The following is a 13771-nucleotide window of genomic DNA, read 5'->3' as shown; positions in this document are numbered from 1 at the left end:
GCACGCGTATGCCCTGAGTTTTAAGGATCATCCTCCTCAACTTCAATCTCTTCCCATGTATAACTCACATTCTCTTTGATCCATTTTTGCACAGCTTCATCCAACGACGTTTTGACTTCTGTTTCTGTTGAGTTTGAGGCTTCCCATGATATTTGCAGATCAACATCGTATGTATCCTCATCTAGCTCACCAAAGATAAATTGAATACGCACATCTTTTGTGATTATCATCCATCGTCTCCTTTTAGCAACTTGGCCCCTGAAATCCATGGTCACTGTAATTTATATAGATTAAGAAAGAAGACCACCCGCCGAAGTCAGGAAACCCTTGATACACAAGGATTTTTCAGCATTTTGGGGTGTCACCTTTTCGTGACACATGTGTCTCCTTTTGGTGACACCCCCTACTCACAAAAAGCCTGCTTTTTGAATGATAATTATTAGATCTCCTTACCTTTTTGCATTTCCAAAAATTTTTTCCTCTTAACCAACTTCCCATATTGTCCATGCGGATCAACAACGGCTTTGATCGGCAATTTCACTCCAGCCTTTTCCAAAACATTGTAATGAATCATCAACTGGACAATCCCGCTTTGAAGTTTATTTTTGTCTCCACAGCATATAATCTCTGGATTCAAGAAAAATGGCCGCCTTGTGACATGGCGACCGTGAATTTTAAGTTCATGAACATTGGTAAACTCAAACATAATCCCCTTTTTAATTAAATCTGAAATCATCTCACTCGTTTTTTGCCGACTTCGCTTCAGATACGTTGCAATCTCCGACACTGAACAATATTGCCCCGATGTAGGATCGACAATAGCATTAACGTTCATTTTAAGCATTGGAGCCAGTGTAAAGATGAAGCTAAACTCAGCACTAGTTAAATATTGAGTCTGACATAAATAGGCTATATTTTCATCAATGGTTTGAGAGAACCTTGTTTGATTTACTGCTCTCTGCCTTTTGCGTACAATCATGAAGCCTTGTTCATTGGCTTTGGCTTCTTCATCATTGACCTTACCTAGATCAATCTCAGTTCGCCTTTTCGCCTTCAATTCTGCCTGTTGAAGTGTCTGCTTTAACGCCCCAATCTTATCCATATACCTTCCTCTGCCCTGTAGGAATACTCTGCATATTACTCTCTATCCGCTCCCTTAGCGCTGTATTACGCTGCACCATCTTGTTGTTGCTTATAGCCACACTAAGTGCCTTACGAGTTCCAATCATGACACAGACACCCTCAGCTCTCGTCAGGCCAGTATAGATCAGATTTCGAGCCAACATAACGTAATGGCTGGTAGAGACAGGCATAATAACTACAGGGGCTTGTCCACCTTGAGCCTTGTGTATGGTAATGGCATAGGCCAAGAGCAAGTCTTTTAATTCATGCTTACTGTAGACCACTACTTTCCCGTGAAAATCACAGGCAAGCCCTATTTCATCCGTCAACTCGCCTTCTTCATCCTTCACTAAGGCTGTACCTATGACAACGCCAATATCACCATTTAAAATCTTTTTCTTATAGTCATTACGAATCTGAATAACCTTATCTCCTTGACGATATATACGCCCAACGGTCTTTATCTCGGCTTTATCTAGTGCCGGAGGATTCACCGCCGCTTGGAGTGCATTATTCAGTTCCTCAGTGCCAATTACACCTTTCTTCATTGGGCTGAGAACTAGAATATCTTCTAACTTATGCCCCTTGTCCAAAAATCTCAGTACACTGAGCACAACCAGATGAGCAATCCGTTCAGGCTCAGGCTGCTCGATGAAAAAGAAATCGTCTTTATTTTTATCAATGACGATCTGTTCTCCATTATTTATGCGATGAGCATTCATAATGATTTGGCTTTCTTGCGCCTGGCGGAATATCTCTGTTAAACGAACATGCGGAACTCCTGCTGTGATCATGTCGTGTAAAACATTACCCGGCCCCACAGATGGAAGCTGATCGCTGTCTCCTATAAGGACCACTTTTGTATTTGGCCCGATTGCCTGAAATAGATGATAAGCCAATTGCAAGTCCTTCATCGACACTTCATCCGTGAAAATCAGGTCAAACGGCAACGGCATATCATCCCCATACTCTGGTTCTGCTCCTGGTCGGAAGCCAAGCATCATATGAATAGTTGAAGAGTTCATTCCCGTCAGTTCTCCAAGCTTACGAGCTGCACGGCCTGTAGGCGCACATAGCCCAATGGATGCTTCGGGATAGTGCTTTTTATATATGTCGATCATAGCCTTTACCACAGTTGTTTTGCCGGTGCCTGGATTCCCTGTAACAATTAGAATCTGCTGACGAAACATTTCTCTAATGGCTTCACGTTGCTTATCAGCCAAAACTATACCATGCTTCATCTGATACTGTTTGATTGAATTTTCTATAGAAGGCATAGCTCCGCCACTCCGGGTTGCCATGCAAGCCAGCTTATGAGCAAGTTTATTCTCATAGATATACAGGTGCTTCGGATAAATCTTATCTTCTTCCCATATTACTTGTTCGTGAGCTGCCATTAACTGAAGCTCTGTTTCAATATCCTGTTCTGAAACGCCTCGTAAAAGCTCTTTAGTCCGATCAATTAGTTCGTGTTCAAAGACAAAGCAATGACCACCCTTATAGCACGTCTCGTTAAGAACATGCTGTAACGCTGCATTTAAGCGATACGGTGAGTCCATACTAATGCCTATTGTCATAGCTATCTCATCAGCCTTAAGAAACCCGATTAGATGAATCTCCGTGAGTCGATATGGGTTGCGCCGCACAATATCAACGCACTCGTTCCCCCATTGCTTATACATTTTCGTTACAGTATCCGCAGAAATTCCGTAGGGCAACAGCGTCATCATAATCTGCTGAATTTCAAAATTGCTTTTAATGCTATCTGCAATTTTCACTGCACTTTTCGTGCCAATCCCCTTAATACCCATTAGACAAGCGGCACCCTCATGCATAATTCGTTCCAGTGCTCGATCACCGAGCTTTTGAACGATCAATTCAGCAGTTTTCACTCCGCACCCTTTGACGAATTTAGAACTGAGGAAGGAAATAATCTGGTCCTTGGTTTTAGGCAAAGGCCGCTCCCAGTGATCTACAGCAAACTGTAGTCCATATTTGGGGTGAGTCTCCCACTTACCATGAACAGTAATCCGCTCCCCTTTGTTTACTCCGTAAAGATTGCCTTTAATGGCAAAGGGTTCACCGCCGTTTTCCGGCTGCCAACGCGCTACACCAAAGGTATCCTCCTCACTCAAACTACCGTTACGTGGATGGATGAAGTACACCACATGGCCTGTGCTCGTTTCTAGTAATGGTGCTTCCATCAGCTAACACCTGACTCACGAAGATATTTAAACAATAAAGTTATCAATGATCGCGGTGATTGCAGCCATTTGCTTTGAAGATCAACAGAGTATATAATTTTGTCCAAAAAGGTTCTTGGAAAACTCACAATTTCTTTGTTATTTCTTACAAATGCTCGTACCCTTTCAGCCATTCGGTTCTTATGTTGCTGAATGCTTTTCAGTTCCCTTGCCACTACTCCAACCGGCTCTTCAGCCCCCTTTTCAAGCTGTTGTATCGCACTCATTGTGAGTTTGTGGATGGCTGAAATTGCAACATCCAAAGCTTTTAGTGCTTGTACGCGCTCTTCCTTAGTCTTGGCCATATTGACCTCATGCAGAGCATTCTTCATATTTTTCTCAACTTCATCGACTTGAACCTTTTCTTCCGTAGATCCAGGTGCCTCTTGCTCTTGAATAGGCACTGCAACTTCAACTTGTTGTTCCTCTGGCTCAAGCCCTAACATCTTTTGAAACTCTTCGGCTCCGATAACTTGTCCAGAGCCAGTAAATTGTATTATTACTCCGGGGATACTCTTGATGAGATGCCACACATCGGCAGGTAAATGCGCCGAGCAATTATTTTCATCGACTGAGTAATTCATTTCAATAAAAATATAACCGGGCATAATAGCACGTTTAATCTCTTTTCCAAGCTTTCCCTGACCGAGCAATCGTCGAGTAGTTGTTGTAAATGTATGTACTGCCTTGATCCAATTTTGAGCGGATTCATTTCGAGCAAACGCCCACTCCATCAGCTTTTTAACATTGTTCTCTTTACCAGTCATAACCTGTATTGCAAATGCAGCTCCCATCAGAGTACCTCCTTCATCGTTTTACTCACTACATAGCTTTTTCTTGCTTTGCTTTTCGGCTAGCTTGAATCTCAGCAGCGTATTTGATATTTAAAGCTGCCAGCATTTTGTGCAGCTTATTCCAAGCTTTTTCAGATAAACCAGGGTTATATGGTTTTGAGATTTGCATTCTAATAATCGCCTCCAACAAAGTTTCTATAAAGAATACTTTTTTGAAATTATGTTTTCATTTAGTTTACTTTTGAGGTAAAAAAATATCATCAGGATACATATTAAAAAATGCTGCTATTTTTACTGCAAGATCATAGTAAAGTTTCCTTTTACCGTTCTCGATTTGCCAGTAGTAAACCTTACTTATCCCTACAGCATCAGCGACTTCCTGACAAGTTTTATTATTATTTTTTCTTATTTGCTTTAAAGTCAAGAGCACTATGCAGCACCTCCTTGAATAAACCATTAGTGAACTATACCCAGTATATGTTAGCGTTTAGTGAATTGTCAATGAATAATTTCTATTTAGTTAACTACATTGAAGTTAGCCGCTCGTTAACTTATTATTAAGTTAATTGAACTTGTTCTGGAGTGATTAAATTGTCTTTTCCCTATCGTTTAAAGCAACTTAGAAAAGAGCATAAGTGGACACAAGAAGAGCTAGGTGCAAAACTGAACCTAACTAAAGTTTCCATTTCAGGTTATGAAAATGGAAATAGAACTCCTGACATGGACACCCTCATAAAAATATCAAACGTCTTTAATGTGTCTATCGATTATCTCGTAGGAAAATCAGATGTACGTTCTGTTGATTCACCCATTATTTCCGGACAAGTCTTGAAGAATTCAATCACTAATTCTCCAAAGCCACCACTTCTTGAACAAATTTTTTTCGATGGTTTTTTAGAGGCTTCAAACGAAGAAAAGGAAGAAATTATTCGCTACTGGCATGAAGAAATCAAAAAGAAAAAGAAAGTACCTCCTACAGAAAAAGACACTGACGAATCCGCTTGGGATTTGAAAGATAAATAATTCTATAGCCCTTTAGGGCTTTTCTTTTACAGTTTAAACAGAACATACGTTCCGTTTAAACGTGTTTTCAAAGCTTAGAACACCATAATCACCAAGAAAAAGGACGATGTTTCATGAACTTAAACTTAGAGCAGCAAGTGAATAAACTCTTGAATTATCTCAATATCCACTACCCACACGAAATCGACATCGAAGCCATCGCTTATGCTTGTAAAGCCGAAGTCTTTCCAACTTCAATCCGCAGTCATTGTATCGCCCATCCCACAAAAATAGGATGGAGCGGTTTATATATCAACGATCAGTTATCTCTGCCTGAATGGCGACAGACCGTAGCCCATGAGTTGTGTCATCATGTTCTACATGTAGCCTCCCACTTAGAAATATCGAACTTACATATCCAGCGCCACGAAATACAAGCAGCACATTTCGCAGAGTATCTGCTTGTACCCCTTCACATGATCAATCATGACGATATTGCACACATCAATTACCTTGATGAAGGTATTCGCTGGATTGCTGAAGAATTTGTCGTTCCACTCGACTTAGCCAAAAATAGATGGGAAGCCTGGAATGCACAAAACATTAATGCTTAAGGAAGCGATGTATAAATGCGTGTTGCTATCTATATTCGTGTATCAACAGACATGCAAGCAGAAGAAGGTTTTAGCATTGAGGGGCAACGTAGTCGTTTAATCAGCTTTGCAGAATCACAGGATTGGGTCATACACGACTTTTACGTTGATGATGGCTATTCAGCAAAAGACTTAAAACGCCCAGATATGCAGCGTATGTTGGAAGATATGGAGAAGAAACTGTTTGATGTTGTTCTCGTTTACAAACTCGACCGCCTTACTCGTTCCGTAGGCGACCTACACTCCCTACTTAAAACATTTGATCTTTATGGCGTGAAGTTTAAGAGCGCTACAGAGATTTTTGAGACGACGACAGCAATGGGGAGGTTCTTTATCACCCTTGTCGGTGCAATGGCTGAGTGGGAGCGTGGGACGATCTCAGAGCGTGTACGCTTCGGAGTCGAGCAAATGGTTGCGGAGGGGCGACGTCCAGGTGGCGTAGTGCCCTATGGATACACGCAGGACGAGCAACTCATTCCTGAAGAGGCTGCACTGATTCGTGAAGTCAGAGATTTGTATATGAGTGGTAAAGGTTATAAATCTGTGGCTATGATTATGAATCGCTCGGGTAAGCTTCGAAGAGGGCGAGAGTGGACTGATGCTACCGTTGCCTACACATTAGAGAACCCATATTACGCAGGTATCATTAGGATTGGTTCAAAGACCCCTGCTGGTACATACGTTAACAGCAAACGAGATGAGAGGGTAAAGTGCGTATATGGTAAAGGATCACATGAACCTATTTTTACTCAAGAGGAGTATGAAGAACTCAAGAAATACATGAAACGGAAATCTCAAGGCGGATTCAGCAAAGTTGGTGAATACTGGTTTAGTGGCGTTTTACGTTGTGGTCGTTGTGGAGCAGCTATGTTTGGACGATTGACAACAAAAAGAACAACAACCAAAGGGATTGTCCGTACTCAATACTATATTTGCTCTAACCGTCATCACAGTAAGACGTGTGATCTCCCTATCTTTCGCCAGACACACATCGAACATTTGGTGTTCCAGTACATTAATCAAATTCAAGAAGATATGGAAAAACTTAATGAAGAGGCTATGAAAATATTTGCTGATGAAGGAAAAAAGAAAAGTGCAATCGACAGCGCCAAACGCGAGCTTACAAAGGTAGCTGAACGTAGGGAAAAGTGGCAGTACATGTTTGTTGAAGGCTTGATTGGGAAGCAGGAAATCCGTAAGAGAATGGCTGAAGAGGATAAGCGTGAGAAGGAGATTCGCCAACGGATTGCACAAGAACAAAAGGCTTTTTCTGGCATACCTCGAATTGAGGAACTGGTTGGATTAGCAGAAGGCTGGGCGTATTTCGATGATCAAGAGAAAAAAGAAATTATTCATACTGTCTTTGATAAGATTGTAGTAAACACCGACTTACGAAAAATTAAAGGTGTGAAAAACAAGTTTTTTGATGCTTACATCCAAGAGATTTCGTTCAACTAAAGACTCCATGATTAATTCACTACCACAATACCCACGATGGACTTCCATCATGGCCGGTATTCATCGCCTGCAGCATATCCAGCGCCTCCCTGCCCCGAACCTCGCCGACAACAATCCGATCCGGCCGCATTCGCAGCGAGGAACGAATCAGATCGCGGATCGAGATCTCGCCCTTGCCTTCGGTGTTCGCATTGCGAGTCTCGAGAGAGACTAGATTGGGCAAAGTCACAATCTGCAGCTCTGCCGAGTCCTCAATCGTAATAACCCGTTCATCCGCGGGTATGTATCTCGACAGGGCATTCAGGAAGGTCGTCTTGCCGGAACCTGTTCCACCGCTAATAAAAATATTGTATTTACTGCGTACCAAGGTCTGCATAAAACGGGCCGCTTCCTCGCTTAGCGATTCCTTCTCAACCAACTGCTCCATCGTAAGCGGATGCTCAGGGAATTTGCGAATCGTCATCGTCGGTCCCTTCAGAGCGATCGGAGGCAGCACGATATTAACCCGGGAACCATCCTTCAGCCTCGCATCCACGATCGGCGACGATTCATTCACAACCCGATTGACACCGGATACGATGGTCTGGATAATATCCTCCAGCCTCTCCCGGGATTCAAAATGCAGCGCAAGCTTGCGAACTTTGCCATTCTGCTCAACAAAGACCTCCTCATGACTGTTGATCATAATCTCCGATACAGAGCGATCATCGACCAGCGGCTGCAGCACATCCAGGCCGCGAAACGAATCATATAGCCTCCTTACCCACCTTCTCTTCTCCGAGGAAGTAAGGTGGGTCAACCGATGATCCTCAAGCACTCGCCGTTCGATATATTCCATCAGTTGCCCGTCCTGAAGCGTCAAGGTAACATCAAGTCCGGATCGAATCTCTGACCGAAGTTGGGGAAACATTTCCTCCGTCATCGCTGTATATTTCCTCCCCTCAATACCTCGGCATTGCCGTACAGCTTGCAGCATAGCTGCTGCACATCGCGCTGATAGAGTGGAGAATGCATCGCTGCAAATTGCCGTATCCCATTCTTCCAAGCCGGGATGTATGAGAGCATCGCTGCAAATACGATGTTGCTCCCCGGCAGGGAAGTAACCTCTTCTCCTGTATACTGATTAAAGGCAAACAGAGACTTGCTCAGAATATGACCATGGACATCCGGGCGTGATCGCTCCAAATGATCGAACCAGAGAGACGTCTTGCGCATGACATTATCATCATCAGTTACAAGCCAAACCAGCTTATCCGCCCGTTCCAGCACCGCCTCAGCTCTTTCATTCGGGTAAGTGTCGGTATCAATCACCATGGCGTCGTACAATCCGCTTGCTGCAATAAATTCGATCAGATCCATGGTCTCCTTGTGCTGCAACTCGAGCATTTCATCCAAATTATCAAGCGGTGCAAATAAATCCCCCTGAAGCAGTGGATGCCTGCAAGCATACGCCGATATAGGGAACTTCAGCTCCTGCTGTCCTTCTTCTGCCGACTTCAAATCATAAAGCAGGCGGGCCAAACCTCCCCGCTGACCTTCATGAACAAGCTGACCTTCAAAGATCAGTCTGTTATTCACGGTTTCGAGACTCAAATAAAATACTTTAGCGCCTTCCGAAGCAAGCTGCTTCGCGATATTCCAGGATACGGTGCTCTTGCCCAGACCGCCGACCATCGAATGCAAACCGATCACGACCGTGCCAGCTTCCTTAGCCGCCTGTTTTCCCTTGTCCCCTCGAACCATATTCAGGAGCGAGAACAGCAACGGATGCAAAGGCTGATATTTATCCAGACTCAAACCTGAAGCTGCTTCCCCCCTCTCACATAGAGAGACCACGATCAGTCGCCCCGGCTTCGCTCCCTGCCACGCTTCAAGAAATGTCGGCTCAGCTAGCACGATATCCACCATTTCCCCGGAGTCTTTCATATACAGCTCAAAGGCATCCTGCCGGCTGAAACCCGTTATGATGATACGCCGGTCGAATTCGCTGGAGTGGACGTACTGCATAAACGGCTCTATATACAACTCTTCCTGTACAGCCAGAACCAATCTGACGGGCATCAAACCCCCACCTTCCTTCTTTCTCGGAACACAAAAAAGCACCGCCCAAATCCCGAATTATCGGTTCATTTGGACGGTGCTCCCGTTCACGAGTTCCTAATATTTACAGTCAGAATATCATAGATCATTTGCTCAGGCAAGTCCCAAAAAATATATTGAAACAACTTCCTCTACAAATCTATGAACCGTTCCTTGATAGCTTTAGTAGGCAGCATGCACGCATCAGATTGGCCGAACCAGCGATACCTGTTATTCGCAACCCATCGGTAAGCCGCATCGCGCAATCCCCGCGGAACGATGATGAATGCATATAATATTGGCCAGGGAAACTTAAGCCTTTGGGTGATTCTAAGTGCAGCGGTTGAACGAGAGTATAACTTGCCCTGCTCCAGCAGAAACATCGTATTCATCGACCCGTCCGCAGCTCCTTCATACTGTTGTAGTAACTCCCTGCCAACATCGGATTGCAGCGATGCGAACCTGAAATAGGCACCGGGGTCATATCTGATAATCCATTTTACGGCACCCTGACACAACAGACACACCCCATCAAACAATACAACTGCAGTCTGATCTATACCCCTATCTGACATCCGCAAAACCTCCCTGCTAATTCCATTATATCCGTCTTACCATACAGGTTCAAAAGTGCGGGTAAGCGGTCCGGTCTCGAACTTTATATAACAAAAAAAAGAATACGAAGGAGTCGATCCCCTCCGTACTCTTTTATTTCGCCAGGGCTTACTTTTACTCTGCCAGCAGCTTCTCGATCCATTGGTTCTCTACAAGCTGACTGTTGAAATCTTCCTTAAAGCTCTCCATACAATTGCAAATGTAGTCTTTACGGCATACCGGACATGGCGTCTTCTGCAATCGATTGATATTAGCGAGGCGCCATTCTGGAAAACGGTGATAAAATACTCTGCACTGCGTTCCATCGGCCAATTTAACGGCAAATTCGTACAATCCTTCCTTTTCGTTGCTTCCGGCTATGGACACGTTCTGAATACTTGGTCTGTAAGACATCTTCATCACCCGTTTTATTAAAATAGAAAGCTTTTTCAAGCGGAAGTTCAAAAAATCATCTTTCAAATAAAGCTTGACTTTTGGAACTCTCACTTTTAGTACTAAGACATATTAAATAATTTTTTATTACATGTCAACTTGAATCCAGTATTAAGCCCCTGTAAATCGGCAGAATTCAAAAAAATAATAAATTCAAGCGTTTACATAAGCAAAAAACAGAATATCACATTGTATTATACTGTCCAAAAAAATAAAAAAGATCCTTACCAGAAGTAAGGATCTTTTTATCGTTGTTCGTAATGCGGTAGAGAGGACTCGAACCTCCACGGGCGTACGCCCACTACCCCCTCAAGATAGCGTGTCTGCCATTCCACCACTACCGCATATTATAACTTTTTCAGCAACTCTTTTATTATACACCGGAGTTCCAGAAAAGTAAACATAAATTTAATTAAAGGCTTATATCGCAAGCCCGTTCATCCAAAAGGATTTACAGGCCTGCATGATCTTGCACGGCGCATCAGAAAAGCTAAATACGTTTATTGATCACAGGATTGGCTTCTTCGGTAACGTGTAAAATCAATGTACTCCTTAATAAACTCCTTTTCTTTGTCAGACAGCACAAGATCGTTGCCTAGCTCATCCCATATATATGTCTCCTCATCTTCCTTGAAGTACAGTTGGTTGGGTTCCTTGCCCAATATGAGCCAATCCAGGCTAACATCGAAAAACCCAGCAACCTCAATCAGCTTATTGGTGCTCGGTGTCGATTTCCCTCTTTTCCAATCTCCCAGATTTCCCGTACTAATGCCCAGCTCCTCACAGAACGATTTCTTGGTCATTCCCCTCATTTTAATTAATAATTCAATTCGATCGTAAATGGATTGCATATACAACCGCCTTCCAAATATTCGTCTTAAGACGTATTTCCGTAATTTTGTTCTTGCGATATAACGTAAAAACGTATATACTTTTCTTTATGCAACGGCAATTATAGCATAATGGTAATTGTACCATTATTTCTATGCCTTTTACTATGGACTCCTCATGAACAGACACCAACGGATAGTTATCCCTCCAGCTATCTTAAGCAAACCAATACCCTTCTAAAGTTCAACAGAAGCAGTCCCATCTCAAATAGAGGGAGCGACTTAATTTTGCATAACTCAGGCATCCACTTTATAGAAATTATTGATTTGCTGAGACAAAATATTGCAATTATCGATCCGCGGGGCTTTATCGTATCCGTCAATCGTTCCTGGCGTCTGCATTCGCTCGAAAAAGGCGTTCCTGAATCCTTCGAATGGGTCGGGGTTAATTTCGTTCAGATTTACAACGCTCTCGCTGTCGATGACGGATACCCTCCCAATGAGCTTGACGCGGTGCTGGAGGGCCGAGAGCCCTTCTTCTGCAAGGAATTCAAGTCCTCATCCAGGCTTGAGACGAGATGCTTCACATTGGAAGCTTCGACGATTTACTCGCCTGACGGAAAAACTGTCAAAGGGGCGCTTGTCTGCCTTACGGATATTACACAGAACAAGCTGCTTGAGCAAAATCATTTAGAGACACTGGCTCAAATCTATACACTGCACGGTCTGCTCCCTATATGTGCGGTATGCAAGAAAATTCGCGATGAGCATGATATCTGGAACTCCATCGAAAGCTTCCTGGAGAAGCATACAAAAGTCGAATTCACTCACGACATCTGCCCGGAATGTATTCGTCGTCTGTACCCTGAATACTCCTCTCTGCTGGACAAATCCTCGTGTTCTTGATCTCGATAAATGAAAGGGCTGTCACTGACAGCATCAAAAAAGCGCCCCATGCAATAGCATGAAGCGCTTTTTCTTCATTTTAGCTTGTCACACGGCGCAGCATCGAGCTGAATAGGGAAGGCAACAATGATACATGGCCCTCACCAGGAACTTCGGTCATCGAGACGAACTTTGGAGCATATTCATCTGTCGTTAAGAGCTGGTACAGCTTATTAGCATCACTAACCATATTGGGCTTCTCCTGACTGCCAACACTCAAATGCAGCTCAATCTCCGCCTCATGAAGGGTCATATGCTCCCTATGATCCTCCCATAACTGAAGCAGGGTATGATTCTTCCACCAAATCGATGGACTGGCTGCAAAATAACGGCGGAATAAGCCTGGACGCGTAAATAACGTGTATAAAGTCAGGAATCCACCAAGTGAATGGCCAAATAGGGACTGCCTGGAATGATCAATCGGAAATTCCTTCTCAATTAGCGGTTTAAGCTCATATTCGATAAAATCGAGGAACCCCTCCGCCCCGCCCGTAAGCGGCCAGTCAGATCCATCAGGCCTGGCCGGCAACTCGCGGCTATCAGCAAAGACCGTGTAATCATAGAAACGTTTCTGAGTTACGATTGGATCATTGGAGTGATAACCTATACCTACGATCACAAAGGGATCCATTCCGTGCGGCCCCCTGGTCTGCAATCTGGCCGCTTCCGCCAATGAGCCAAAGGTGGCATTGGCATCCAGCGTATATAGCACAGGATAACCTCCGGCAGGCGGTGGACCCATCGGTTCGGCGATAAAGAGGCGATAATCGCGGCCAGCGGCCCCGGAATGAAAGCTCCATACCTTTGTACCCGGTATTTGCACCTTTCCCTCAAGCGTTTGCTTGGATCGAGAATCCCCTTCGTAATTACCGAAGAGCCATTTCAGGCTCTCCGGAAATTGCCTCATCATGAACAGATCGTCATGCGTGCCTTCCGGCTCCACCTCCAGCTTCAGCTGAGTTGCGCCCATTCCTTTATCATGCCACAGCCGATAGGCCTCCTTGGTATGCTCAACCATATGACGCTGTCGTGTCTCTTTATAGATCCCTTCCTTATCTCCAACCGACATATACACGCGCTGATGCGCTTCAAAGCCTTTATGCTCCCGGATGAAATCGAGCACGCCTTCATACCAGAAGGACGCCGATAGCAGACCGAGCCGTCCAAAAATGTCCGGCCGCCAGCAGCCTGCGAAGAGCGAAATCAGTCCGCCTAGCGAGCCGCCGATGATCGCCGTCTCCTCCGCCTGCCTTTTTGTGCGGTAATGACTATCGATATAGGGCTTGATTACATCTGCAACCTCATTTACATAATCCTGCCCCCGGCCGGCGAATGGCGAGAAGCGTTCTACCAGCGCGGCCGCAGGCCACGGCGTATATTCGTCATTGCGCGAATGCGGCTCTATGCCGATCAGAATCACCTCAGCCAACTGGCCGGATAAATACAGGTGGTCCAAATAGTTCAGGCAACCGCTGAATAACTCGCCTCCATCCTGGACATACACCGCCGGATAGCAGTGCGCTGTTGTCGCATAGGACGGCGGCAGATGGAGGACCAGCTTCCAGTCTCCAACATTAAGCTGCTGATATCGTTCCATA

The 13771-nt window shown here is 44.4% G+C and carries 15 protein-coding genes, 1 tRNA gene and 1 pseudogene; 4 read left to right on the top strand and 13 right to left on the bottom strand.

Annotated features, from left to right (window positions below; genetic code table 11):
- Window positions 1-20: 20 nt before the first annotated feature.
- From BN1360_RS11140 to BN1360_RS11115, 6 genes are all read right to left on the bottom strand, one after another.
- The gene (locus BN1360_RS11140; RefSeq protein WP_009226492.1) at window positions 21-230 is read right to left on the bottom strand and encodes a hypothetical protein; all 210 of its coding nucleotides are present in this window, start codon (window positions 228-230) and stop codon (window positions 21-23) included.
- Window positions 231-439: 209 nt separating this feature from the next.
- Window positions 440-1102, bottom strand: coding sequence for a hypothetical protein (locus tag BN1360_RS11135; RefSeq protein WP_068779917.1), 663 nt, complete (start codon window positions 1100-1102; stop codon window positions 440-442).
- Window positions 1095-3326 carry an SF1B family DNA helicase RecD2 gene (gene recD2 / locus BN1360_RS11130; protein WP_068779916.1) on the bottom strand — a complete coding sequence of 744 codons (2232 nt, stop codon included), beginning with the start codon at window positions 3324-3326 and terminating at the stop codon, window positions 1095-1097. The genes BN1360_RS11135 and recD2 overlap by 8 nt, the downstream gene beginning before the upstream one ends.
- A complete protein-coding gene (locus BN1360_RS11125) occupies window positions 3326-4159 on the bottom strand; it encodes a transcription termination/antitermination NusG family protein (protein WP_068779915.1) in 834 nt (277 codons plus the stop codon). Before BN1360_RS11125 ends, recD2 begins: the two co-directional genes overlap by 1 nt.
- 28 nt (window positions 4160-4187) lie before the next feature.
- A complete protein-coding gene (locus BN1360_RS11120) occupies window positions 4188-4328 on the bottom strand; it encodes a hypothetical protein (RefSeq protein WP_156124767.1) in 141 nt (46 codons plus the stop codon).
- Window positions 4329-4394: 66 nt separating this feature from the next.
- On the bottom strand, window positions 4395-4589 hold the full coding sequence (locus BN1360_RS11115; RefSeq protein WP_009226489.1) for a helix-turn-helix transcriptional regulator: 195 nt from the start codon (window positions 4587-4589) through the stop codon (window positions 4395-4397).
- Window positions 4590-4750: 161 nt separating this feature from the next.
- On the opposite strand from BN1360_RS11115, the gene BN1360_RS11110 reads away from it, so the two are divergent.
- The 3 genes from BN1360_RS11110 to BN1360_RS11100 all read left to right on the top strand — a co-directional run bounded on the left by BN1360_RS11110 (window position 4751) and on the right by BN1360_RS11100 (window position 7272).
- On the top strand, window positions 4751-5182 hold the full coding sequence (locus BN1360_RS11110; RefSeq protein ID WP_009226488.1) for a helix-turn-helix domain-containing protein: 432 nt from the start codon (window positions 4751-4753) through the stop codon (window positions 5180-5182).
- A 113-nt stretch (window positions 5183-5295) separates the two neighbouring features.
- The gene (locus tag BN1360_RS11105) at window positions 5296-5775 is read left to right on the top strand and encodes an ImmA/IrrE family metallo-endopeptidase (protein ID WP_009226487.1); all 480 of its coding nucleotides are present in this window, start codon (window positions 5296-5298) and stop codon (window positions 5773-5775) included.
- A 15-nt stretch (window positions 5776-5790) separates the two neighbouring features.
- The gene (locus BN1360_RS11100; protein WP_068779914.1) at window positions 5791-7272 is read left to right on the top strand and encodes a recombinase family protein; all 1482 of its coding nucleotides are present in this window, start codon (window positions 5791-5793) and stop codon (window positions 7270-7272) included.
- Window positions 7273-7306: 34 nt separating this feature from the next.
- Here BN1360_RS11100 and BN1360_RS11095 read toward each other — a convergent pair.
- From BN1360_RS11095 to BN1360_RS11070, 6 genes and pseudogenes are all read right to left on the bottom strand, one after another.
- Window positions 7307-8194, bottom strand: a pseudogene (locus BN1360_RS11095) (CpaF family protein); the annotation flags it as partial.
- Window positions 8191-9333 carry a P-loop NTPase family protein gene (locus tag BN1360_RS11090; protein WP_068779913.1) on the bottom strand — a complete coding sequence of 381 codons (1143 nt, stop codon included), beginning with the start codon at window positions 9331-9333 and terminating at the stop codon, window positions 8191-8193. The gene BN1360_RS11090 and the pseudogene BN1360_RS11095, both read right to left, overlap by 4 nt.
- Before the next feature lie 170 nt (window positions 9334-9503).
- Window positions 9504-9926 carry a thiol-disulfide oxidoreductase DCC family protein gene (locus BN1360_RS11085; RefSeq protein ID WP_068779912.1) on the bottom strand — a complete coding sequence of 141 codons (423 nt, stop codon included), beginning with the start codon at window positions 9924-9926 and terminating at the stop codon, window positions 9504-9506.
- A gap of 154 nt (window positions 9927-10080) precedes the next feature.
- Window positions 10081-10359 carry a hypothetical protein gene (locus BN1360_RS11080; protein ID WP_068779911.1) on the bottom strand — a complete coding sequence of 93 codons (279 nt, stop codon included), beginning with the start codon at window positions 10357-10359 and terminating at the stop codon, window positions 10081-10083.
- Window positions 10360-10659: 300 nt separating this feature from the next.
- Window positions 10660-10742 (bottom strand) — tRNA-Leu (locus tag BN1360_RS11075).
- Between the two features lie 156 nt (window positions 10743-10898).
- The gene (locus BN1360_RS11070; RefSeq protein WP_068779910.1) at window positions 10899-11249 is read right to left on the bottom strand and encodes a helix-turn-helix domain-containing protein; all 351 of its coding nucleotides are present in this window, start codon (window positions 11247-11249) and stop codon (window positions 10899-10901) included.
- A 267-nt stretch (window positions 11250-11516) separates the two neighbouring features.
- Between BN1360_RS11070 and BN1360_RS11065 the strand changes: the two genes are divergently transcribed.
- Entirely contained in the window at window positions 11517-12134 is a 618-nt protein-coding gene (locus BN1360_RS11065; RefSeq protein ID WP_068779909.1) for a PAS domain-containing protein, read from the top strand.
- 79 nt (window positions 12135-12213) lie between these two features.
- On the opposite strand, the gene BN1360_RS11060 is transcribed toward BN1360_RS11065, so the two are convergent.
- Window positions 12214-13770 carry an alpha/beta hydrolase gene (locus tag BN1360_RS11060; protein WP_068779908.1) on the bottom strand — a complete coding sequence of 519 codons (1557 nt, stop codon included), beginning with the start codon at window positions 13768-13770 and terminating at the stop codon, window positions 12214-12216.
- Window position 13771: the final 1 nt, after the last annotated feature.

The organism is Paenibacillus sp. GM2 (genome assembly GCF_900069005.2).
Classification (GTDB): Bacteria; Bacillota; Bacilli; order Paenibacillales; family Paenibacillaceae; genus Fontibacillus.
This window is presented reverse-complemented; position numbering and strand designations above follow the sequence as displayed.